The 23012-nt window shown below is 60.7% G+C and carries 24 protein-coding genes and 1 pseudogene; 18 read left to right on the forward strand and 7 right to left on the reverse strand.

What is annotated here, in order from left to right; genetic code table 11:
* A pseudogene (locus tag ABJN75_RS20025) lies at nt 1-267 on the forward strand (SAM-dependent methyltransferase); the annotation flags it as partial.
* A 69-nt stretch (nt 268-336) separates the two neighbouring features.
* On the opposite strand, the gene ABJN75_RS20030 reads toward ABJN75_RS20025, so the two are convergent.
* The gene (locus ABJN75_RS20030; RefSeq protein ID WP_348441363.1) at nt 337-765 is read right to left on the reverse strand and encodes an organic hydroperoxide resistance protein; all 429 of its coding nucleotides are present in this window, start codon (nt 763-765) and stop codon (nt 337-339) included.
* A 126-nt stretch (nt 766-891) separates the two neighbouring features.
* On the opposite strand from ABJN75_RS20030, the gene ABJN75_RS20035 reads away from it, so the two are divergent.
* A complete protein-coding gene (locus ABJN75_RS20035) occupies nt 892-1365 on the forward strand; it encodes a MarR family transcriptional regulator (protein WP_348441364.1) in 474 nt (157 codons plus the stop codon).
* Nucleotides 1366-1454: 89 nt separating this feature from the next.
* On the opposite strand, the gene ABJN75_RS20040 is transcribed toward ABJN75_RS20035, so the two are convergent.
* Entirely contained in the window at nt 1455-3578 is a 2124-nt protein-coding gene (locus ABJN75_RS20040; RefSeq protein WP_348441365.1) for a molybdopterin oxidoreductase family protein, read from the reverse strand.
* Between the two features lie 80 nt (nt 3579-3658).
* Here ABJN75_RS20040 and rlmJ point away from each other — a divergent pair, with 80 nt between their 5' ends.
* From rlmJ to ABJN75_RS20065, 5 genes are all read left to right on the forward strand, one after another.
* Nucleotides 3659-4519 carry a 23S rRNA (adenine(2030)-N(6))-methyltransferase RlmJ gene (gene rlmJ / locus ABJN75_RS20045; protein WP_348441366.1) on the forward strand — a complete coding sequence of 287 codons (861 nt, stop codon included), beginning with the start codon at nt 3659-3661 and terminating at the stop codon, nt 4517-4519.
* A gap of 298 nt (nt 4520-4817) precedes the next feature.
* Complete coding sequence (locus ABJN75_RS20050; protein WP_348441367.1) at nt 4818-5228, forward strand: hypothetical protein; 411 nt, start codon at nt 4818-4820, stop codon at nt 5226-5228.
* Between the two features lie 9 nt (nt 5229-5237).
* Nucleotides 5238-5948, forward strand: a complete 711-nt coding sequence (locus ABJN75_RS20055) for a ribonuclease (RefSeq protein ID WP_348441368.1) — start codon at nt 5238-5240, stop codon at nt 5946-5948.
* 40 nt (nt 5949-5988) lie between these two features.
* Nucleotides 5989-6585 carry a glutathione S-transferase gene (locus ABJN75_RS20060; protein ID WP_348441369.1) on the forward strand — a complete coding sequence of 199 codons (597 nt, stop codon included), beginning with the start codon at nt 5989-5991 and terminating at the stop codon, nt 6583-6585.
* Nucleotides 6582-6968, forward strand: coding sequence for a diacylglycerol kinase (locus ABJN75_RS20065; protein ID WP_348441370.1), 387 nt, complete (start codon nt 6582-6584; stop codon nt 6966-6968). Before ABJN75_RS20060 ends, ABJN75_RS20065 begins: the two co-directional genes overlap by 4 nt.
* Before the next feature lie 11 nt (nt 6969-6979).
* Here the strand turns inward: ABJN75_RS20065 and ABJN75_RS20070 are convergent, their stop codons facing one another.
* The gene (locus ABJN75_RS20070; protein WP_348441372.1) at nt 6980-7606 is read right to left on the reverse strand and encodes a helix-turn-helix domain-containing protein; all 627 of its coding nucleotides are present in this window, start codon (nt 7604-7606) and stop codon (nt 6980-6982) included.
* A 163-nt stretch (nt 7607-7769) separates the two neighbouring features.
* On the opposite strand from ABJN75_RS20070, the gene ABJN75_RS20075 reads away from it, so the two are divergent.
* The 3 genes from ABJN75_RS20075 (at nt 7770) to ABJN75_RS20085 (ending at nt 9547) form a co-directional block, all read left to right on the forward strand.
* Nucleotides 7770-8324 (forward strand): carboxymuconolactone decarboxylase family protein, encoded by a 555-nt coding sequence (locus tag ABJN75_RS20075; RefSeq protein WP_348441373.1) that lies wholly within the window; start codon nt 7770-7772, stop codon nt 8322-8324.
* Nucleotides 8325-8394: 70 nt separating this feature from the next.
* A complete protein-coding gene (locus ABJN75_RS20080; protein ID WP_348441374.1) occupies nt 8395-8814 on the forward strand; it encodes a hypothetical protein in 420 nt (139 codons plus the stop codon).
* A 79-nt stretch (nt 8815-8893) separates the two neighbouring features.
* Nucleotides 8894-9547: a DsbA family oxidoreductase gene (locus ABJN75_RS20085; RefSeq protein WP_348441375.1), complete on the forward strand. Its 654-nt coding sequence runs from the start codon at nt 8894-8896 to the stop codon at nt 9545-9547.
* Between the two features lie 138 nt (nt 9548-9685).
* Here the strand turns inward: ABJN75_RS20085 and ABJN75_RS20090 are convergent, their stop codons facing one another.
* Nucleotides 9686-10324 (reverse strand): outer membrane protein, encoded by a 639-nt coding sequence (locus ABJN75_RS20090; protein ID WP_348441376.1) that lies wholly within the window; start codon nt 10322-10324, stop codon nt 9686-9688.
* Nucleotides 10325-10632: 308 nt separating this feature from the next.
* Here ABJN75_RS20090 and ABJN75_RS20095 point away from each other — a divergent pair, with 308 nt between their 5' ends.
* The 3 genes from ABJN75_RS20095 to uvrC all read left to right on the forward strand — a co-directional run bounded on the left by ABJN75_RS20095 (nt 10633) and on the right by uvrC (nt 14602).
* A complete protein-coding gene (locus ABJN75_RS20095) occupies nt 10633-11571 on the forward strand; it encodes a calcium/sodium antiporter (RefSeq protein ID WP_348441377.1) in 939 nt (312 codons plus the stop codon).
* 48 nt (nt 11572-11619) lie between these two features.
* On the forward strand, nt 11620-12381 hold the full coding sequence (locus ABJN75_RS20100) for an SDR family oxidoreductase (RefSeq protein ID WP_348441378.1): 762 nt from the start codon (nt 11620-11622) through the stop codon (nt 12379-12381).
* 127 nt (nt 12382-12508) lie between these two features.
* Complete coding sequence (gene uvrC, locus ABJN75_RS20105; protein WP_348441379.1) at nt 12509-14602, forward strand: excinuclease ABC subunit UvrC; 2094 nt, start codon at nt 12509-12511, stop codon at nt 14600-14602.
* A gap of 208 nt (nt 14603-14810) precedes the next feature.
* On the opposite strand, the gene ABJN75_RS20110 is transcribed toward uvrC, so the two are convergent.
* Complete coding sequence (locus ABJN75_RS20110; RefSeq protein ID WP_348441380.1) at nt 14811-17360, reverse strand: membrane-bound PQQ-dependent dehydrogenase, glucose/quinate/shikimate family; 2550 nt, start codon at nt 17358-17360, stop codon at nt 14811-14813.
* A gap of 526 nt (nt 17361-17886) precedes the next feature.
* Between ABJN75_RS20110 and pgsA the strand changes: the two genes are divergently transcribed.
* Genes pgsA through ung form a run of 4 tightly spaced genes read left to right on the forward strand, consistent with a single transcriptional unit; the run spans nt 17887 to nt 19913 of the window.
* Nucleotides 17887-18471, forward strand: coding sequence for a CDP-diacylglycerol--glycerol-3-phosphate 3-phosphatidyltransferase (pgsA, locus tag ABJN75_RS20115; RefSeq protein ID WP_348441381.1), 585 nt, complete (start codon nt 17887-17889; stop codon nt 18469-18471).
* Nucleotides 18468-18725, forward strand: coding sequence for a molybdopterin converting factor subunit 1 (moaD, locus tag ABJN75_RS20120; RefSeq protein WP_348441382.1), 258 nt, complete (start codon nt 18468-18470; stop codon nt 18723-18725). Before pgsA ends, moaD begins: the two co-directional genes overlap by 4 nt.
* 1 nt (nt 18726) lies before the next feature.
* Nucleotides 18727-19224 (forward strand): molybdenum cofactor biosynthesis protein MoaE, encoded by a 498-nt coding sequence (locus tag ABJN75_RS20125; RefSeq protein WP_348441383.1) that lies wholly within the window; start codon nt 18727-18729, stop codon nt 19222-19224.
* Nucleotides 19221-19913, forward strand: a complete 693-nt coding sequence (ung, locus tag ABJN75_RS20130; RefSeq protein ID WP_348441384.1) for a uracil-DNA glycosylase — start codon at nt 19221-19223, stop codon at nt 19911-19913. The genes ABJN75_RS20125 and ung overlap by 4 nt, the downstream gene beginning before the upstream one ends.
* 110 nt (nt 19914-20023) lie before the next feature.
* Here the strand turns inward: ung and ndk are convergent, their stop codons facing one another.
* Together ndk and ABJN75_RS20140 are read right to left on the reverse strand one after the other, a co-directional pair.
* Nucleotides 20024-20446: a nucleoside-diphosphate kinase gene (gene ndk, locus ABJN75_RS20135; protein WP_348441385.1), complete on the reverse strand. Its 423-nt coding sequence runs from the start codon at nt 20444-20446 to the stop codon at nt 20024-20026.
* A gap of 372 nt (nt 20447-20818) precedes the next feature.
* Nucleotides 20819-21511: a glutathione S-transferase family protein gene (locus tag ABJN75_RS20140; RefSeq protein ID WP_348441387.1), complete on the reverse strand. Its 693-nt coding sequence runs from the start codon at nt 21509-21511 to the stop codon at nt 20819-20821.
* Nucleotides 21512-21636: 125 nt separating this feature from the next.
* Here ABJN75_RS20140 and ABJN75_RS20145 point away from each other — a divergent pair.
* A partial coding sequence (locus ABJN75_RS20145; protein WP_348441388.1) for an ABC-F family ATP-binding cassette domain-containing protein occupies nt 21637-23012 on the forward strand: 1376 nt, incomplete at its 3' end.

Raw genomic sequence — 23012 nt, forward strand, 5'->3', positions numbered from 1 at the left:
CGCGATCGCATCGAGGCGCACCGCGTGCAAGCGGCGGACTTCATGGACGAACGGTTCTGCCGGATGTGGGAGCTGTACCTGTCGATGAGCGAATGCGCCTTCCTGCAAGGCGCGAGCAATGTTTTCCAGATCCAGCTTGGCCGGGAGCGCGACGTCGTGCCGCTCACCCGCGATTACATCGCCATCGAGGAAGCCCGAATTGCCGCACGGGAGGGAGAATTCCTCGACCGTGTGATCGCCAGCGCCAAGCAAGCGCTGGAAGAATAACGAAAGCCCGGACGCAAAGCGCCCGGGCTTGATGCTTTTGAGAACAAATCCCCGGATGGGGCCTCTAAATCAGGCGAGCTCGGGCGTGATGTCGAGCGTCCCCGAGGTGGCGTGCGAATAGGGGCAGACCTTGTGCGCGCCGGCGATCAGGTCTTCTGCAACATCCTTCTCGATGCCGGGAAGATCAACCTTGATCTTGACGTCCAGACCGAACCCCAGATCCTCGCGCGGGCCGATGCCGACGGTGACATTGACGGTGGCATCATCGGGAACCTTGACGTTCTTCTGGCCGGCATAAAAGCGCAGCGCGCCGAGGTAGCAGGCGGCATAACCAGTGGCAAACAGCTGCTCGGGATTGACGCCGTCGCCACCCGGACCGCCCATTTCCTTGGGCACCACCAGATTGACGTCAACGGCGCCATCATGGGTGCTGGAATGGCCATCGCGACCGCCGCCGGTGGCCGTGGCATTTGTGGAGTAGACAATCTTGGTCGGCATGGGATGCTCCTTATATTGTATGCGATTATATCGTGTGCGATGGTAATCTTGAATGCGCCCGGGTGTCAACCGCTTGCGATTGTCTCGTGCGCGAAATAAAGTCAGTCCAGCAATGGAGTTCCCAGGATGAGTGAACAGGCCAAGGCCGACATCAGCAGCAGCATCAGCGTTGAATCAATGCTCTGCTTTGACCTCTATTCCACCCATCACGCCGTCGGTCAGGTCTACAAGCCGCTGCTGGCTCCGCTTGGGCTTACCTACCCGCAATACCTTGTACTGCTGATCCTGTGGGAGGGTGACGGAGTCACCGTCGGCACCATCAGCGAGCGGCTTTATCTGGAATCCTCGACGCTGACGCCGCTGATCAAGCGGCTGGAGACGCAAGGCCTGGTCGAGCGCAAGCGCGACGCTGCTGACGAGCGCAAGGTGCGGGTGAGGCTGACAGCAAAAGGCGCAGGGCTGCAACAGGCGGCGCTTCACATTCCGGACTGCATCATGAAAGCCTTCGGGCTGCCGCTTGCCGACCTTGTCAAACTGCATGATGTGTTGGGTACCGTTCGCGCCGCGCTGCTCGACCGGCAGCAAGATCCGGCGCTATAGACGATTTTCTCACACAATCCCGCCGGGCGCGCACCAACATACAGGTCCGGTGAAAGGCCTGTCGGCAGGCTTCCGGCGATCAGCACAGGCTACGCCCGCCTCACCCATACCTTTGTGTCATGGAACGCGGCACCGCCATAAGGTGCGCAGGAATCAGCGCCGGTGAGCGTGTTGATCCCCTCGCCTGCTTCAAAGGCGGAATTGGGCCAAATGCCTTCATGGATCACAACGCCGCGGCGTTGTCCCGCATCAAGCCTGGCCTGCAGCGTCACCTCGCCACGATGATTGCCGAGTTGCACCCGGTCTCCATCGCCGATCCCCAGCGCTTCAGCGTCGCCGGGATGGATCAACAGGTCCGGGCGGACTTCCTTGGCTTTCGACGAAGCGGTTTCAGCAAATGTGGAGTTGAGGAATGACCGTGATGGCGAGGTCGCCAGCCGGAACGGATGATCGGCGTCTGCGCTCTCGATCAGCTCAACGTGGTCGGGGAACTCGGGCAGTTGATCCACCGGCCCCTGCGGGCCCATGCGCCGGGGCGGTTTGTTGGCGGCCGGTGTGCCAGTCCAATCGGGCCGAAACCGGAACTTGCCGCCCTTGTGGGCAAACCCGTTGAGAAAGTGTGCGGTTTCGAAGTCCGGTTGCAGATCGGCCCATTTGTCAGCCTTGAAGCTGTCGAAATCCCCCAGACCGCGCTTTTTGAGCATGATGTCGATATGGTCACGCTCGCTCAGGCCGAAGCCTTCGTGATCGCCGACACCGAGACGCTTGGCCAGCTCTTCGATCACATAATGGTTGGGTTTCGGGCCCTCAGGCGGTTCGACCAGTTTCGGCCCGAGCGTGATGTGCTGATTGCCGCCGCCGCGATAGATATCGTCATGTTCAAGGAACATGGTGGCGGGCAATACCACATCGGCGTATTTGGCGGTGTCGGTCATGAATTGCTCATGGACTGCCATGAACAGATCATCGCGCCGGAGCCCCTCGATGACCTTGCGCTGCTCGGGCGTCACATTGGCGGGATTGGTGTTCTGAACCAGCATGGCGGTGACCGGCGGCCCGCCATTCAGCGCCTCGGTGTCGCCGGTCAGGATCCGGCCGATCTTGGACTGATCAAGCCAGCGCAGCCCGGGATCGAAATGCTTGCGGCCTTCAAGCAGGGTTTTGTCGAGCCGGAAAATATCGGAATTGGAATGAAATGCGCCACCGCCCTCATACTGGTAGCTGCCGGTCACCACCGCCAGCGACAGCGCCGCATGCATGTTGACCGCGCCATTGCGTTGGCGGGTAAAGCCATAGCCAAGCCGGAAATACGTGCGCCTGGTGGTGCCGACCAGTCGCGCGAACGCCTCGATTTCGGCCACCGGCACACCGCAGATGGCTTCGGCCCATTCAGGCGTCCGGTCTTGCAGATGTGATTCAAGACCTACCGGGTCATCGCTGTATTTGTTGAGATAATCGTGATCGGCCAAGCCATCGCGAAACAGCACATGCATCACCGCACAAGCGAAAGCCCCATCGGTGCCGGGCTTGAGCAGTACCTTGATGTCGGCCTGCTTCATGGTCGGCGTGTCGTAGATATCGATGACCACGATCTTGGCGCCACGCTGCTTGCGGGCGCGGATCGCGTGGGTCATGACGTTGACCTGGGTGGAGACCGCATTGGTTCCCCAGATCACCACGCAATCGGATTTAGCCATCTCGCGCGGATCAGGACCGCGCAGTGCGCCGGTCCCCATGGTGAAGCCGGTCCAGGCAAGGTTGGTGCAAAAGCTGTCGAACTGGTTGGAATAGCGCTTGGCGTGGCGCAACCGGTGCATGCCGTCGCGCTGCACCAGCCCCATGGTGCCGGCGTAATAATTCAGCCAGACCGTTTCCGAGCCGAATTTTTCCTCAGCCCGATCAAACTTTTCGGCGATCAGATCGAGTGCGGCCTCGAAACTCGCCTCTTTCCACTGCCCCTCGCCTTTCGCGCCGCCGCGAACCAGAGGCTTGAGTAGCCGGTCGGGGTGATGGACCCGCTCGGCATATCGCGCCACCTTGGCGCAGATCACGCCTGCGGTGTAGCTGTTGGCGATATCGCCGCGGATCCGGCCGATGCGGTTAGGCGAAAGCAGTTCGACCTCCAGCGCACAGGTCGACGGGCAATCATGCGGACAGGCGGAATGGCCAATGGCGATTGCCGCGTCGGATTCAAGGGGGGTCGCGTCGTTCATGCTTTCTCTATAAGAGAATTCGCGACACCGCGCCACGCCGGACTGCATCAGATCAATTCAGGGACGTATCACGCCAGCCGATGAATTACCGTCACAGCTATCATGCAGGCAATTTCGCCGACGTACTCAAACACGCGGTTCTGGCGCGCATCATCGCCTATCTGAAACGCAAGGACCCGGCGTTCCGGGTCATCGACACCCATGCGGGCATCGGGATCTATGATTTGTCCTCCACCGAAGCGCAAAAAACCGGCGAATGGCGCGACGGCGTCGGCCGGGTGATCTCGGCCAAGCTTTCGCCCGAGCTTCGAGAGTTTCTGGCTCCCTGGCTCGAGGCAGTTGCAACGCTCAATCCGGACGGCGGCATTCGGACCTATCCCGGCTCGCCCAAGCTTACACGCATGCTGCTGCGCAAGCAGGACCGGCTGACTGCGATCGAACTGCACGCGGACGACGCCAGACAGCTCAGACGGGTTTTTGAAGGCGATTACCAGGTGCGGGTAATCGAACTTGACGGATGGCTGGCGCTGGGCGGTCACCTGCCGCCCAAGGAAAAGCGCGGACTGGTGCTGGTCGACCCGCCGTTCGAGGTGGACGGCGAGTATGACCGGATGATCGACGGGCTTGCGCGCGCCACCAGGCGATTTCCCGGTGGTTCCTACATGCTGTGGCACCCGATCAAGGCCGACAGCCCGCTCGCCGGCTTTGACAAGAAGCTGATCGCGCTCGGCAGACCGCGTACGCTGACGGTGCGCATGCTGACGCGAGACAACATGACCGCGCCGGGTCTCAATGGTTCGGGGCTGGTGATCATCAATCCGCCGTTCACGCTGGAGGCCGAATTGAAGGTGGCCCTGCCCGAACTGGCGCGGCTGCTGTCACAAAGCCCCGGGGGCACCGGCGCCGGATCGGAAGTCCGCATCCTCGTCGGCGAGGCGTAAAACGCAACTGACGAGGCGGAAGCGCTCTTGACGGGCCACGGATCATCCGCTGTACGGATCGCCCCCTTAGCGACCACCGGCTTGCATCGGCAAGATCGGCGAGGTGCTTTTCCAGATACTGAAGTACGGCGTCTCCGGCGATGGAAAGATTTGACTAAAATTGTAGTGAAGTGGCGAAGACTCTGGCATCCGGGCCTTGGCTGTCCGTGATAATGACAGGCGGAATCGCGCTTCGCCCTTGCTCAAACACACCGGCGCGCCGTATACGGGGATTCACATCCTGTCTGGAGGACCTGTCATGACCATGAAGAGCTTGATACTTGCAGTCGGCGTCTGGCTTTTGAGCCTTGCGAGCCCGGCAGCGGCCTTCACCGGCGGCAACTTTCCATCATGCGACGCACCACAAGTCGTCAATTACATCCAGAAGCGGTTCGTCTGGACCGACAAGCACGTGCTCAAGCGCGGCCTTGCCATCGAAAGCATCACGCGAACGCATCGCCACCGCGTAAGCTATGGGCAGGAATACTGGTCGATCCCGAGGCTCTATTGCAGTGGCACCGCACACATGAATGACGGCCGCAAGCGTCAGATCTGGTGGCTGATCGAAGGCGGTATGGGCTTTGTCGGCCTGGGCGACAATCTGGAGTTCTGCATTTCCGGGCTCGACCCGCTCAAGGTCCATGGCGCCTGGTGCCGCTCGGTTCGCTGACCGCGTTGCATGTTCAAGACCCTGCTGAACAGACTTTTGACGGCGTTGGCGGTGCTGACGATTGTCAGCGCTTGCTGGGACGACGGCAAGCCTGCTGCACAGGCTGAGACGCTTGGTGCTGTTCCGGCATCCGCGAATGCGCCGGCGGGAACGGGCTTTGATTTCTATGTTTTGGCCCTGTCCTGGTCGCCAGCCTATTGCCAGGCCGAGGGCGCAAACGCCAACAGGCAGCAATGCGCCAAGGACCGCGACTTTGGTTTTGTGGTGCACGGGCTGTGGCCGCAATTCGAAAGCGGCTATCCTCAATTTTGTCCGACGCGCCAGCCTGAGCGGGTTCCGTCAGACCTGGGCCGGGAATATTTCGATATTGTTCCGTCAATGGGGTTGATCGGGCATCAGTGGCGCAAACACGGTTCCTGTTCGGGCCTCTCCCAGAAAGACTACTTTCGCGTGCTGCGCGCCGCCCACGACAGGATCAGTGTGCCTGACGAGTTCGCGGCTCAAAACTTGCCCGCCCAGATTGACGCCATGGAGGCCGAGGCTGCATTCATTGCCGCCAATCCCGGGATGGCGAGTGACGGAATTGCGGTTGCATGCGAGCGTGGGATGTTGCGCGAAGTGCGTATCTGCCTGACGCCAAGCCTTGACTTCCGCGCCTGCCGGGAGGTCGACAAGGCGGGTTGCAGGATCGCTGATCTGGAAGTTCCCGAACCTGACTGACCGGGATTGACGCTTTGTTCCTTGATGAAAGATATATCTGATGAAAATACTCTATTCCCCCGCTTCGCCCTATTCTTCCAAAGTCCGGATGGCAGCGAAATACGCAGGCATCGATGTTGAAAGCGTGCTCACCGACACCAATGCCGCGCCGGCTGAACTTGTCGACAACAACCCGCTCGGCAAGATCCCCACCCTTGTTACCGATGAAGGCCAGGCGGTTTACGACAGCCGCGCCATCATGCAGTTTCTCGACCGCACCGGCAGCAAACGGCTTTACCCGCGCAATGCCGTCAAGCGCACCGAGGTCGAGGTTCTCGAGGCGCTGTGCGACGGCATATGCGATTGCCTGCTGGCGATCATGTATGAACACAGGTTCCGCCCCGAGGAGAAAGTCCACCAGGAATGGCTCGACAAGCAATGGACCAAGGCTACGCGCGGGCTCGATTATCTTGAAGCCAACATGCCGCGCAGCACCAAGGCCCTCAATGGAGGGCAACTGGCGCTCGCCACGCTGATCGGATATCTGGCCCTGCGGTTTCCGGGCAAGTGGGAACGCGGGCGCCCCAAACTCAAGCGCTGGAGCGCAAAATTCGCCTCGAATTTCCCGGAACTTGAAGCGATGCGACCCAGGCCTTGAGCGAGCGACCACAAAAACAGGACGGCCTCGGCCATGTCTTCGCTGCCGCCCGCTATTCGCTGGGCGGCATCAAACGACTGTGGCGCGAAACCGCGTTTCAGCACGAGACGCTCGCCTTTGTTCTCATCATCGGAATTTTCGGTTTTGCCGGAGCGCCGCTGTGGGGCTTTGTCGGGGCGGTTCTGCTCTACCTGCTGACCGTCTCGATCGAGGCGCTCAATACCGCCGTCGAAGAAATCACCGACCACGCTTCGCCTGAGTATTCGATCATGGCAAAACACGCCAAGGATCTAGGGTCCTTCGCCGTGTCCTGCCTGCTTCTGGCCAATGCGGTCTGGGCCGGTTTCGTGCTGTGGACGCACTGGGCGCTTGCCGCCGGCTGATTCATCGCCGATCAGGCCGGTGTGCTGATTTGGGGCTGGACTGGCTTCACCCGCAGTCGCTCCAGATCCTCAACCATGTCTTCTGCCAGGGTCGTGATCTCCGCTTGCGGCATGCCGCGATGCAATTCGATTCTGAGCGCGTTGATGTTGGACTGGTAGCGCCGGGCCAGACGTTGTGAATCAAGCTCCTGCGGAAGCTCCCCGACCTGCTTGGCGCGATCGAATGCGGCGGTGAAATCGCCTTTGATGTCTTCGAGATAGGCATTCGCCTTCCCCGAGATCGTCGCATCCGTCGATGTCGTATCGATCAGCGTCTTTACCAGCATGCAGGCCCGGCCTTGCGGATCTTGCGACCGAGAGCGGGCAAGCCGCAGCAGATTATCCGACAACGCCCTGAGCGGCGAGACGGCGTCCTGCATCCCTGATGCGAAGGCGGCCCGGGAGGCGTTGAAATAGCGCTCCAGTGCCGCCAGATAGAGCGCTTCCTTGCTTGAGAAGGCCGCGTAGATGCTGCCCGGCTTCATGTGGAGCGCGGCTTCGAGATCTTTCAGCGACGTCGCGTGATAGCCCTTGGTCCAGAACAGTTGCACCGCCGCATCCAGCGCGGTGTCTCGGTCATATGGTCGTGCGCGTTTCATATCCCCTAGATAAGCGAGATTCCGGGATTTGTCCCGTCTTTCACCGGTTGAACAGCGATCACCTTTGAGTGATCGCTCAAATTGGCCGTTGAGTGATCACTCAAAAGAAACATATAAAGGCGACGCCCTAACCGGGCGCCTATCCAATTCTCAGGAGAAACCAATGACCGACTTCCCGCTGCACGATGAAGCCACTGCCCCCGAAGCCAGCAAGGCGATGCTTGCCGAATCGAAAAAGCAGAACGGCATGATCCCCGGCCTGCACGCCACGATGGCGGAAGCTCCCGGCCTGCTGGCCAGCTATCGGTATGCCCATGAGCAATTTGTCAATTCAAGCTTCGACAAGGAAGAACTGACCGTTGTCTGGCAGAGCCTCAATGTCGAGCACGCTTGCCACTACTGTGTCCCTGCCCACACCGGCATTGCCAAGGCAATGAAGGTTGACGATGCCATCAACGATGCGCTGCGCAACGAGACGCCGCTGCCGAGCGCACACCTTGAAGCACTGCGGAGTTTCACGCTGAGCGTCGTGCGCAACCGCGGCAATGTCGACGATGCTACCGTTCAGACATTCCTCGATGCCGGCTTTACCAAACGCCAGATTCTTGAAGTCGTTCTTGGTGTCGCCCAGAAGGTGATGTCAAACTATACCAACCATCTGGCACAAACCCCGGTCGACAAGCCGTTCCAGAAGTTCGAGTGGCAGAAAGTCGCCTGATCCGATTGCGGACCCGAAACCAACCGGGTCCGCGTCCTGGCACCGAGGCCTCAACCGAAGGACTTGCACCATGATCCCGACAACCGATCCGCAAACATCCCTGTTTTCCGACATCTGGCGGTCCTTTCGCTCGCTTCCCGGCTGGGTGCAGATCTGGGTGGCCCTTGTGCTGGTGCCGGTCAACATGACCAGTCTGGCATTCCTTGATGAGCCGATGGGAGTATGGGTGGCCGTATTGGCCAACGGCGCCATGCTGGCCAATCTGCCGGTGATGCTCAATGAGCGTGGTTTTTCAAAGCTGATGGCAGTGCCGCACCTGCTGCCGTGGACCCTGCTTCTGGTGCTCATCGCATTTATCCAGCCTTCGCCTGCAGACCCCTGGGGCATTTATCTGTGGATCCTGTTTGCCGTCGATCTGCTCTCCCTGGCGTTTGACTATCCCGACGCGGTCAAGTGGTTCCGGGGCGACCGGAGCATTGCCAGGCGATGAGACCGGCGCTGGTATTTTCCCGATCGCGCATTACCTGTGACAGCAATTGCCATCCAAACCTCAGACGATAGGACCCATCATGACAGACCAAACCCAACCGTTGCGGATCGACATTGTGTCGGATGTTGTCTGCCCGTGGTGCATTGTCGGCTACCGCCAGCTGGCACAGGCGCTGAACGACACCGGCACTGCCCATGAAATCCACTGGCATCCGTTTGAACTTAACCCGGAAATGCCGGCTGCAGGCCAGAACCTCGGCGAACACATCACCGAGAAATACGGCAGCACCCGTGAGCAGTCGCTCGAAAGCCGCGCCAGACTGACCGAACTGGGCGAAAGCCTGGGATTCACATTCAATTTTGCCGACGACATGCGGATGCACAACACCTTCAACACCCATCAGTTGATCCACTGGGCGGAAACCCAGGGCCGCAGCCATGATCTTGAGCAGGCGCTGTTTGCCGCCCATTTCACCGACCGCCGGGATCTGTCCGACATCAACGTGCTGGTCGATGTGGCGCAAGCCATCGGCTTTGATGCTGCGGAGGCAAAGGCGGTGCTTGAAGATCAGCGCTATGCCGGAGAGGTAAGGCAGAAGGAGAGCTTTTGGGTTCAGCAAGGCATCACCGGCGTGCCGGCAGTCGTGTTCGACCGCAAGCACCTGGTTACCGGCGCACAAGGCACCGAGAATTACGCCAGCATCCTCAACCAGCTTGCAGATATGCGAAGCTGATCCGGGTCTGTGGCTCCAAGACAGCGTGCGGTGCCCTGCCCGGCATCGGACCGCGATCCAGAACGCCCCCATCCAGAACGAGAGAAGCCCGGACGATGTCTCGTCCGGGCTTCTTTTTTCAGGTTCGGATCTGTCTGATCAGAACTTCATGCCGATACCCAGACGCACCGAATGATCGTCGAAGCCCGAGGACACATTCGTGCCGCCCAGATTGTAGTCCTTCGACTGGTAATCGGTATAACGATACTCGATGCGGGTGGTGATGTTCTCGGTTACGAATGCTTCGACGCCAGTACCCACGGTCCAGCCGAAGTGGGTATTGTCGTCCGAGCCGGCTGCATTGGTAAGCTCGGCGTTGGTCACAGCAACACCGCCGGTGGCGTAGACCAGGAACGGATTGACATCCATGCCCAGCCGGGCCCTGATCGAGCCGTTGAAACCCTGCTCGCCGGTCAGAGCACCCGACGTCACGTCCGCACCGGAATAACCCAGATCGACTTCCGCGCCGTAGACGATATTGTCGGACTGCATGTTGTAACCACCATAGACACCGCCACCGAAACCATCGGCATCCTGGCCCGGAAGCGCACTGAACTCACCCCATTTGTACTCGCCATAACCGCCGAGATAACCGCCCGACCACAAATAGGTCTGGGGTACGACCTCAGCCACAGGCGGCTCAGGGGGTTGTTCGAGGATCGCGTCCGCGGCCAGCACGGGGCCGGCGAGCGACACGGAAAGGGCTGCTGCCAGCAGTGCCAGTTTACGAATACGCATTATAGTCTCCTTGTTTGATCCGGCCCTGGTCAACACCAAGGACCTGAAGCGCGAGGCAGTTGGGAGGTCCGCCTCTGACAGATCCGAAGATGGAGACCGAATGCGGCGCCCTCGAAGCGGAAATGTGGAAACACAGCGGCGGAAAAAGGGCAGTTCGGACTGTTGCTTGAAGGCAACAATCCCGCTGAGCGGCGGACCGCCCGGGACCGGCTACCGGGCTGCGGGGCGGGGCGCCCATTGCACGCAGGGATGCTTCACCTATATGTCTGTTTGTACCTGACCGAAATCGCGAGCGTTGATTCCAAAGCATGTTGAGCATATTGACCCTGATCGCGGGCTTGGTCGTCCTTGTCGTGGCTGGCGATTATCTGGTTCGGGGCGCAGTGGCGCTTGCGGAAAAGCTCTCGATTGATCCGCTGATCATCGGCCTGACGATTGTGGCCTTCGGCACCTCCGCACCCGAATTGTTCGTCTCGCTGCAGGCTGCCTTCAACGGTGTTTCAGGCATCGCCATCGGCAACATCATCGGTTCAAACATCGCAAATGTGCTGCTGGTGCTCGGCGCACCTGCGCTGTTGATGACCATCAACTGCCGCGAAAACGGCCTCGGCGCGTCGTTGGCGGTGATGATCATCATGACGCTGGCCTTGATGGTGATGATGTGGTTCGGACCGCTGAGCCGGATCGACGGCGCCATTCTTCTGTTGATGATCGGCGCCTATCTTGGCTGGCAGATCAAGGCCGCACGCCAATGCGGACTGGTGACCGCGCCCGACTATCATGATGAAGTCGTGGATCTTCCGCAGCAAAGCTGGAAGACCACGGTATTCATCGTTGGCGGTTTGATCGGCCTGCCCCTTGGTGCATGGCTGACCGTTGACGGCGCATCCCACATCGCCCGCATGTTCGGCGCTTCGGAAACAGCCATCGGACTGACAATTGTCGCCATCGGCACATCGCTGCCCGAACTGGTCACCTCGGTGATGGCCGCATGGCGCAGATCCGGCGCGGTGGCGATCGGCAATGTGGTTGGCTCCAACATTTTCAACATCGGCCTGATCCTCGGCGGCACCTCGGTGATCCTGCCGCTTGATGTGGATCAGCGCATTGTCTCGATCGACATGTGGGTGATGCTCGCCGCCGGCCTGCTGGTGGTGGGACTGGCGCACTGGAACATACCGATCAAAAAATCCGGGGGCCTGGCTATGCTTGCGGTTTTCGCGATCTATATCTTCTCGGTGTTCTGAGAATAATCAGGCGCCCTCACCATGGCGCCCGCAAGCTGGGAAAACGTGATGTCTAGCAAGGGAACGGTTCTGGTGACCGGCGCCGGTCGCCGGATTGGCAAGGCCATCGCGCTGGATCTGGCCGGGTATGGTTATCATGTCGCCATCCACGCCAACTGCAGCGGCGCGGATGCCGAGGCGGTGGCCGGATCTATCCGGGATGCCGGCGGAGTGGCGGAAGTCTTTCTTGCCGACCTTTGCGAAACTGCGGCGGTGCGCCGACTTCATCACGAGGTTTCAATCCGATTGGAATCGCCGGATGTCATCGTCAACAATGCGTCGGTGTTTGAGGATGACGAAGTGCAAGGCTTTGACGAGGCGCTGTTCGACCGGCATTTCGCCATTCATCTGAAGGCGCCGGTCATCCTGGCCGAGGCCATGGCTACCGGCTTGCCAGACCATCGCGACGGCCTGATCGTCAACATCATCGACCAGCGGGTGTGGAAACTGACACCGCGGTTCTTCTCCTATACGCTGTCGAAATCAACGCTGTGGACCGCGACGCAAACCATGGCCCAGGCATTGGCGCCCCGCATCCGGGTCAATGCCATCGGGCCCGGCCCGACGCTCGCCAATGAACGGCAAAACCCCGATGATTTTGCCATGCAGGCGGCCTCGGTGCCGCTCGGCCACGGGCCGCAACTTGCCGAATTCGGCGCGACCATCCGCTATCTTCACGCAACCCGCTCGGTGACCGGCCAGATGATCGCTCTTGACGGAGGCCAGCATCTGGCGTGGCAGACACCGGATGTCAGCGGTGACGGGGAATAGGCTGCGGTGCTCCACCGCAATTGCCCGGCTCCACCGGTTGATACGGGCGGATGCTGACGCCACATGACATCAAGTTGCTCAAACACGCACTTGCCCGCAACCGGCTCGAAGTTGATAAGATCCAGGAATGACTCGCGAACCTGATCCGAAATCCCCCAAGCCATCCAAAGCCTCGACGCAAGCCGATGGCGGCGTGATCTATGAGGCAACCGACAGCGAGGATGACGATCGGACCGAGGCCGAGACGCCCCTGCCCGCCGATGTGGCCAATGTCGCAGGCATAGAGTGGAATGAGAGCCCCGGCCTCACAGAGGGGTTGAAGGGCGCCGAAGTCATCCAGGCCTATGTCAAGCATCTGCCCAATCAGCCCGGCGTCTACCGGATGATGAACGAGGCTGGCGATGTGCTTTATGTCGGCAAGGCGCGAAGCCTGAAAAAACGGGTGACGAATTACGCACAAGGCCGTGGCCATTCCAACCGCATCACGCGGATGATCGCGCAGACCACGAACATGGAATTCGTCACCACGCGCACCGAAACCGAAGCGCTGCTGCTTGAAGCCAATCTGATCAAGCGGCTGAAACCACGTTTCAACGTACTGATGCGCGACGACAAGTCGTTCCCCTATATCCTGATCACCGGAGACCACGAGGCGCCGGCGATTTTCAAGCATCGCGGCGCAAGATCACGCAAGGGTTCCTATTTCGGCCCCTTCGCATCGGCGGGCGCGGTGGGCCGGACCATCAACGCGCTGCAGCGGGCGTTCCTGTTACGCACCTGCACCGACAGCGTCTATGAAAGCCGGACGCGGCCGTGCCTGCTCTACCAGATCAAGCGCTGCTCCGGCCCCTGCACCGGCGAGATCGATCCGGAGGACTATGGCCGGTTGGTGGATGAGGCCAAGGATTTCCTGTCCGGCCGCAGCCAGGCGGTCAAGGCGCAATTGTCCGGTGCCATGCAGGCCGCCTCGGAGGACCTCGATTTCGAACGTGCGGCGGTTTACCGCGACCGGCTGTCGGCGCTCAGCCATGTGCAGAGCCATCAAGGGATCAATCCGCGCACCGTCGAGGAAGCCGATGTGTTCGCCATTCACCACGATGCCGGTATGGCCTGCATCCAGGTGTTCTTCTTCCGCACAGGGCAGAACTGGGGCAACCGCGCCTATTTCCCCAAAGCTGATCCCTCGCTCGCCGCCGGTGAGATCCTGGGTGCCTTCATCGGACAGTTTTACGATGACAAACCAACACCGCGCATGATCCTGGTGTCCGATGATTTCGAGGACCGGGAACTTCTCGCCGAGGCGCTTGGCGTGCGCATGGAGCGCAAGACCTCCATCACCGTGCCGCAGCGCGGGGAAAAGCGCGAGCTTGTCGATCAGGTTCTGTCCAATGCGCGCGAGGCCCATGGTCGCAATCTGGCGGAAACCGCCTCGCAGGCGCGGTTGTTGCAGGGGCTTGCCGATACCTTCAACCTGCCGCATCCGCCGCGGCGTATCGAGGTTTACGACAACTCGCACATCATGGGCACCAACGCGGTGGGTGGCATGATTGTCGCCGGCCCCGAGGGGTTCGTGAAGAACCAGTACCGCAAGTTCAACATCAAATCGACCGACATCACCCCCGGCGACGATTTTGGCATGATGCGCGAAGTCATGCAGCGGCGGTTCTCACGGCTGATCAAGGACCATGGCGACGACGGCCCGACCCTACCGGAGCAGCCAACAGCCGATGACCCTGATGCAATCCAGAACACCGGCATGCCGGCCTGGCCGGATCTGGTGCTGATCGACGGCGGCAAGGGCCAGATGAGCGCGGTGCGGACCATCCTCGAGGAACTCGGAATCGCCGACAGAATCACCGCCATCGGCGTTGCCAAGGGCATGGACCGCGAAGCCGGGCGCGAGCGATTTTTCGTGCACGGCAAACCCGATTTCACGCTGCCGCCGCGCGATCCGGTGCTGTATTTCGTCCAGCGACTGCGTGACGAGGCGCACCGTTTTGCCATCGGCACACACAGGGCGCGGCGCAAGAAGGACATGATCGCCAATCCGCTCGATGAGATCGCCGGAATCGGGCCGAGCCGCAAGCGGGCGCTGCTGCACCATTTCGGCACGGCAAAGGCGGTCTCACGCGCCGGCGTCGATGACCTTGTCACGGTCGAGGGGATCTCCGAGGCGGTGGCCGAACTGATCTACAACCATTTTCACGAGGAAAACCGGTGATGCATGCCCGGCCTCGCAGTCAAAAGCGCTTGGAGGGAAACTGGTCCCCGGGGCACCGCACCTGATGCCGAGAGTTTTGCCGCCGGCTTCCACCGGCGGCAGGTGTCCTCATCATGTCGCGCAATAGTGTCCTGCGGTTTTGGGGTAACGACAGGTAGAGACAAAGAGCAAAAGCGCGTCACCTGAATTCGTTTGGATACGACGCGCGTTAGTCCGGCAACGCATAGGCGATGATGGAATCGCCCGCTTTGGTGCCGGTGGAGCCGTGCCCGCCAGCGACAACCACCAGATACTGACGGCCATCTGAACCCAGATAGGTGGAAGGCGTTGCCTGTCCGCCGGCAGGCAGGCGCTCGCGCCATATCTCCTTGCCGGTCTGGAGGTCGTACCCCCGAACATAATAGTCAAGCGTGCCTGACAGGAATGCCACGCCGCCGCCGGTGATGATCGGACCGCCGATACCGGGAACGCCCATCTCGAAGGGCAGCGGGACCGGCGAGAGATCGCGCACCGTACCATTGACATGCTGGTAGACCGTCTCGCCGTTGGTCAGATCGACGCCGGCGACATAGCCCCAGGGCGGTGCCTGGCACGGCAAGCCAAGAGCGGAGGTAAATGTCCCCATCTTGGCGGCCCAAGGCGCCCCGAAATTCTCGTTGAACACCGGATCCTGGTCACCGCTAACCACACGTTCGGTATCGTTGGAGCGCTTGACCAGCTTGGACGTGAAAGCCAGATAGACCGGCATGGCGAACATCACCTGCCGTTTCGGATCGACCGCCACACCACCCCAGTTGAAGGTGCCGAAATTGCCTGGATAGACAAGGGTCCCACCGGTTGTCGGCGGGGTATAGCGCCCCTCGTAATTCAATTGCCTGAACGCAATCCGGCAGGCCATCTGATCGAGCAGTGTCGCACCCCACATGTCCTTTTCCATCATCCTGGGCGGATTGAAGGAAATCGTCGAGACAGGCTGGGTCGGCGCGGTGCTGTCTCCTTCGACCGCGCCTGTGGGGGCGGGAACTTCCTTGACCGGCAGAATGGGCTCACCGGTCTCGCGGTTGAGGACGAAGATTTCCCCCTGCTTGGTCGGCTGCACCAGCGCCGGCACGGTGGCCCCGTCAATGGTCAGATCGATCAGGCTGGGCTGGGCGGGCACATCCATGTCCCACAGATCGTGGTGGACTGTCTGATAGACCCATCGCACCTCGCCGGTGTCCGCATCGAGTGCCGTGACGGAGGAGGAAAACCGTTCCACGGCCTCACTGCGGTTGCCACCCCATTGGTCGGGCGACTGGTTGCCCATCGGCAGGTAGACCAGATTGAGCTGCGGGTCCCACGAACCAACGCTCCAGGAATTCGGCGCGTTCTCGGTATAGGTCTCCCCATCGGCAATCGGCTGTGTTGCGTCGGGACGCTTGGAATCGAAATTCCACAGCAGTTCGCCGGTGTAGACATCGAAGGCCCGGATGACGCCTGATGGCGATGTCACCGACGCATTGTCATTGACAGTTCCGCCAACCACCAAGGCATTCGAGGTCACCACCGGAGGAGATGTCGAATAGGCCGAGCCCGGCGTCACATTCGGCATATTTGCCCAGAGATTGATCGTGCCGTCGTCACCGCCGAATCCGGGACAGATCTCGCCGGTGCGGGCACTGATCGAGATCAGCCGTCCGTCCGAAGTCGGCACGAACAGTCGCTTGATACATTCGGGACCTTGTTCAGCGACGGAGACCGGACGGGTTTCACGCGAGATGACCGGATTGGGATCGCCCGGCTTGGCGGTGCCGGCCACAATATTTTGCGGAACTCCCGCCGCCCGGGTCGTCACCTCCGAATTGCTTTCCCCGGCAAGAACCTCTTCCTGCCCGGCCGGCGCCTGATCTGTTCCACTCGGATTTGGGGCCTCTTGCGCAGGGCGCGGATTGGCGGCCCCGTCGAAATAGCTCACCCCCCGGCACGTCATGTGCTGGGTTGTCTTGGTCGGCGGCTGCTTGAGATAGGGATCGAAGCGCCACTTCTCCTCGCCCGTTACCGGATCGAGCGCGATGACCGTCGAAAACGGCGTACAGATATACATGGTGTCGTCAAAGACCAGCGGCGTGACCTCGTAGGTGGTTTCCGTCGGATCATTGTCGCCGCGCACCTCATTGGTCTTGTAGGTCCATGCAACCTTGAGCTTGGCTACATTGTCAGGGGTTATCTGTTCGAGCGGCGAATAACGCTGACCATAGGCGGTCCGCCCGTATGACTGCCATTCACCGTCAGGCACGCCAGCGGTTGCGACCTCGCCCGATGCGTCCATCCGGTCGTCGGGAAACGCGCCGGCCAGATCGTGCGGATTTTGCGTGAGCGAGTAGAGCGCAACGCCGCTCGAAACCACGAGTGCCAGCACCAGTACGCCAGCAGGCACTCCGTAGTGCTCGCCGGAAGAATCAGCGGCATGAAGTGACCTTACCACTGGGGGAAGCAACAACAGGATGCCGATCACTGCCAACAGCGAGCCGCGCGCAGCCAGCGCCCACCAGTCAAAGCCAACCTCCCAGAGTGACCATCCGAGGGTGGCAAGCAGCATCAGCGCGTAAAGCCACAGCGCCGCTGGACGCCGGGCGAGCAGAAGTCCCGCGGTGACGAGTGTCGCCAAACCCAGACCCAAGTAAAACGGTGCCCCCCCGAGCCAGGCAAGCCATGCACCTCCGGTCAGCAAAGCGCCACCCAAGAGCAACAGCAACACCGCGAGAATTATCCTAAACATTCACAAGTCTCCAAAATTTTTCAAGCGCTCCGGAGGACAAGCGTTCCAGGAGCAAATGGTTCCGGAACTCGCGAGAAAAAATTTGCTTGGAGCCGGATTGCGGGGCTGACCGGCCAAAACCGGATACGGTTGCTTGTCTCCCCGCCGCATTGAGAAAGCCTCTATCGCAGTCGTGATGACCTGGCACCGGGCAGGTCAAAAGTGGCAACGGCTTTGCTTCCCGAAATACTCCATCTGGTATCTTCCTGTTCGCGCTTGAGGGTATGATGAGCGCTTGCCTGACTCGGCACCGGCTAAAGATGCCTGGCTGGCTGCACCCGTTCTTCGGGCGCGGTGATTGCCGACTGTGGAGGTTCGACCCTGCCGATCACACTGATGTGAACGCATTTGACGCGCGCTAAATCTTCAGGATGGCGATTTTGCGTTGGCTTGGCCAAATCCCCTGGGTGCGACAAGGATTAGCGGTTGACCTTTCAGGCGACCCGCGCGCATCTTGCACAAAATCCTGAACCGTACGGGGTGCTCCATGGCGTCAAGCGCGCTCAACATACCTAATATGCTGACCTACGGGCGGATAGTTGCTGTTCCGCTGATTGTACTCTGCTTCTTTATCGAAGGCCGTCTGCATGGTTCCGATCTGGCGCGCTGGAGCGCGTTGGCGATCTTCACCATCGCCTCGATAACTGATTTCTTCGATGGCTATCTGGCCCGCATCTGGGACCAGACCTCCAACATCGGTCGCATGCTTGACCCGATCGCCGACAAACTTCTGGTGTCGGCGATCCTGTTGCTGGTCGCTGCCGACGGCACAATCGCCGGCTGGTCGATCTGGGCGGCAATCATCATCCTGTGCCGCGAAATACTGGTCTCCGGACTTCGCGAATATCTGGCTGCACTCAAGGTTTCGGTGCCGGTTACCTGGATCGCCAAATGGAAGACCACCTTGCAGATGCTGGCGCTCGGTTTCCTGCTTGCCGGCCCGGCTGGCGACAAGGTGCTGCCCTACACCACGCAAATCGGCATCGGCATGTTGTGGCTCGCCGCACTGATTACGATTTACACCGGCTACGACTATTTCAAGGCCGGGCTGAGACATATGGTGGACGAATGAGCGTACGGATTGTCTATTTCGCCTGGGTGCGCGAACGCATCGGAAAGGGTTCGGAAGACATTGACCTTCCGGAGAACGTGAAAACCGTGGGCGACCTTATCGCACACTTGGCAAGCCTTGGTGAGGAATACGAGGCGGCCTTTCAGGTGCCCGGCGTCATTCGCGCCGCACTTGATGAAGAGCATGCCGATCACGATGAAGCCATCGGCACTGCACGTGAAATCGCGCTGTTTCCACCCATGACTGGCGGCTGAGATGACGGCGCGCGGCAAGACAGAAGGCACATCAACGCCGGCGGTCACTGTCCGCATTCAGGCGCAGGATTTTGACATCGCCGAGGAAATCGATGCGCTCACCAAAGGGCGTGCGGACATCGGCGCGGTGGTGAGCTTTACCGGGCTTTGCCGCGATGAAGGCGGGAAACTGGCCACGCTGGAACTCGAGCATTATCCCGGCATGGCCGAACGCGCCATCCGTGCCATCGCCGAACAGGCTGTAAAACGCTTTGCGCTCAACGGCATCACCGCAATCCACCGGCATGGCGCTATCGCGCCCGGCGGAAATATCGTGCTTGTGGTTGCCACCGCGCCACATCGACAGGCGGCTTTCGATGGCGCGTCATTCCTGATGGATTATCTCAAGACCGATGCTCCGTTCTGGAAAAAAGAGCATCTGCCCGATGGCGCTACCGGCGAATGGGTGTCGGCCAAGGACGCCGACGACAAAGCCAAGGCGCGCTGGCGGACCAAATGACAGCCACGACCTTTGCGCTGCAGGACAGCTGGAAAGCCGCGCTGGCGGAAGAACTTGCAACGCCCTACATGGCCGATCTCAACGGGTTTCTGACGACCGAGATCGATGCAGGAAAACGGATATTTCCCAAGGTGCCTGAGTACTTCGCAGCGCTTGATCTGACGCCGCTCGACCAGGTCAGCGTGGTCATCCTCGGGCAGGATCCCTATCATGGCGACGGGCAAGCCCACGGGCTGTGCTTCTCGGTGCAGCCGGGCGTGCGCCCCCCGCCCTCGCTTAAGAACATCTACAAGGAACTCAACAGCGATCTGGGCATCGCGCCTGTCGGCCACGGCAATCTTGAGGGCTGGGCAAGACAGGGCGTGTTGCTGCTCAACAGCGTGCTGACGGTGGAAGCAGGCCTTGCCGCCTCGCATCGGGGCCGCGGCTGGGAGCGCTTCACCGACGCGGTAATCGCCCGGGTCAACGAACTCGACCATCCGGTGGTGTTCCTGCTGTGGGGCGCCTATGCCCAGAAGAAGGCCGGTTTCGTCGACACCAGCCGCCATCTGGTTCTCAAGGCCGCCCACCCCTCGCCGCTGTCGGCCCATAACGGGTTTCTCGGCTGCCGGCATTTCTCCCAGGCCAACGCTTTCCTTGAGGAAAACGGCATGGCGCCGATCGACTGGCGGTTGCCGGAAAAGCTCTGACCACGAATTGTGCGGAACCAGTACTTCGCCCGGCAAAAAGCCGGGCTCTTTCGAACCCGGCTTTTTGCGATTCAGTTCAAAGGTTTAGGCGGTTAAGCCGAGCAATTGAATCAACCGACGATTTCGGTGCCGGCAAACCAGTAGGCGATTTCTTCGGCGGCGGTTTCAGGCGCATCCGAGCCGTGGACCGAGTTTTCGCCGATTGACAGGGCGTGGGTCTTGCGGATGGTGCCTTCGGCAGCATCGGCAGGGTTGGTGGCGCCCATGATTTCGCGGTTCTTGAGGATGGCGTTCTCGCCTTCAAGCACCTGAACAACGGTCGGGCCGGAGGTCATGCCTTCAACCAGTTCACCGAAGAAAGGGCGTTCCTTGTGAACCGCGTAGAAGCCTTCGGCTTCGCGCTTGCTCATCCAGACGCGCTTGGAGGCGACGACGCGCAGGCCGTTGTCTTCAAAAACCTTGGTGATGGCGCCGGTAAGGTTGCGCTTGGTGGCATCGGGCTTGATCATCGAAAAGGTGCGTTCAATCGCCATGGTCTTGTTCCTTCAACGTTTGCCCGCGGATGCGCGGGCCAAATGGGGTGTAAAAAATAACCGGACCGCAACGGGCCGGTCCGGAATTGCGGCCTAAATAGCCGCATGCCCGGTCCTAAGCAAGAGGCGTTAAGCGGATCGCCCCTCCCTCACCGCCTCGCCGGCGATATCGGGCGCATGCTGGAGCCATCGCAGAATTGCGTCATGACCGACATGGGGATCGCCTCGGGTGTTGTCGCGCTCGCGGTTTTGGGGTTCGCGCCGCAGACCAACGCTGTGCTGAGGGCCGGTGCGGGGCGGATTTTCAAACCGGTTTCCGATGGATGGCATCGCGGGTGCCCGGTGTCTGGTCCGTCTCACCCCGACCGAGATTCAGCCGGCGGCGGGAACCGAACGGCCCAATCCGTCATGCAGATCGAGACAGCGCTCGAACCAGTCCGTGACCGCATCGCCCTCTTCCAGCAACTTGGCGGTCGAGGTGACGCGTGCCCATTGCAGGGCGCCGAAGACAATGTAGTCGGCAAACAGCGGCGAAGATCCGCCAATCCACGGCTGGGATTTGAGCATCAGGCGCAATGGCATGAGTTTGGCGGAGAAGCCGGCGACCTCAGCCTCGCGGCCTTCCACAATCTGTTCCAGCGTCTTGCCCATGCGCGCTTCCCGGGTTTGGCGGAAATAGGCCTGATCGGCCGGCTCCAGCACGTCATGAATATCCTTCATCGCGATACCGGCCATGGCCGTGTGCAAGGTCGAATTGGTCCAGGACTCGATGAAGCGTGACATCGCCTGCCCACCCTGCCCGCCAAACAGCGACGGCCGGTCGGGATAGGTTTCCTCGAGATAGGCGGCGATCAGAAAACTGTCGGCGACAATTTTGGTTCCATCGCGGATCACCGGCACCGTCTTGGAGAAACCACCCTCAACCTCGGGCACTTTGGTGAAACAGACATTGTTACGTTCGAACGGCAGCCCCTTGTGGGCCAGTGACATCGCCGTTTTCCAGCAATGCGGGCTGAACGGGCGCGCCGGATCGGCGCCGATGAGGTCGTGAAAGACGATGGACATGCTGAATCTCCTGAAAAGCGTGCGGTGTGTTGTGACGCAACACCGAATAATTGTCACGCCCGCGGATGCGATCAAAACGTGGTTTCCCCTTGCCATTTCGAGCGATCCCGGCCAGAAGCGCGGGCATGCTTACGATTACAGACCTTTCCGCACGCATTGCCGGGCGACTTTTGATTGACAACGCCTCGCTTGCCCTGCCCGTGGGCATCAAGGCCGGCCTTGTCGGACCCAATGGCGCCGGCAAGTCGACGCTGTTCAAGATCATCACCGGCGAGATGGCGACCGAGACCGGGCATACATCGATCCCGAAGAACACCCGCATCGGCCAGGTGGCGCAGGAAGCGCCTGCTGAAGACACAGCGCTGGTCGAAATCGTGCTGCGCGCCGATCTCGAACGCACCAGGCTGATGAAGGAAGCCGAAACAGCGACCGACCCGAACCGCATCGCCGAAATCCAGACCCGGCTGGTTGATATCGATGCGCATTCGGCGGAAGCCCGCGCCTCGTCAATTCTGGCGGGCCTTGGTTTCGACCAGGAGGCCCAGCAACGCCCGGCCTCGAGCTTTTCGGGCGGCTGGCGCATGCGCGTGGCGCTGGCTTCGGTGCTGTTTTCCGAGCCAGATCTGCTGCTTCTGGACGAGCCGACCAACTATCTCGACCTTGAAGGCACGTTGTGGCTGGAGGAGTATATCCGCCGTTACCAGCACACTGTGCTGATCATCAGCCATGACCGCGATCTGTTGAACACCGCGGCCAACGCCATCGTCCATCTCGATCAGAAGAAGCTGACGTTTTATCGCGGCGGCTTTGACGAGTTCGAACGTCAGAAGGCCGAACGCGACGAACACCAGATGAAGGCGCGCGAAAAGAACATCGCCGCGCGCAAGCATATGGAGGCCTTTGTCGAGCGCTTCCGGGCCAAGGCATCGAAAGCGCGCCAGGCGCAATCACGGCTCAAGGCGCTGGAGCGCATGGGAACCGTGGATGCGGTGGTGGAAAGCAATGTCCGGGGGTTTTCGTTCCCGCGTCCCGACCGCGGCGTCGCCTCGCCGATCATCGCCATCGAGGACGGATCGGTGGGCTACACGCCCGGTTCGCCCATCCTGACGCGGCTCGATCTGCGGATCGACGCCGACGACCGCATCGCGCTTCTGGGCTCGAACGGCAACGGCAAGTCCACCTTCGCGAAATTCATCGCCGGACGGCTGGAAGCGGAAGCAGGGCGGCTCAAACTGGCGCCGCAACTCAAGACCGGGTTCTTCGCCCAGCACCAGATGGATGATCTGGTACCGGCGGAATCGGCCGTGGCGCATGTGCGCAAGCTGATGCCCGATGCGGCGGAAGCCCGCGTGCGCGCTCGCGTGGCGCAGATGGGGCTGACGGCAGAGAAGATGAACACGCCGGCCAAGGATCTTTCCGGCGGCGAGAAGGCACGGTTGCTGATGGGGCTTTCGGCGTTCCACGCCCCCAACCTGATGATCCTCGACGAGCCGACCAACCA

Source organism: Hoeflea sp., assembly GCF_039975035.1.
In the GTDB taxonomy this organism is placed as follows: Bacteria; Pseudomonadota; Alphaproteobacteria; order Rhizobiales; family Rhizobiaceae; genus Hoeflea.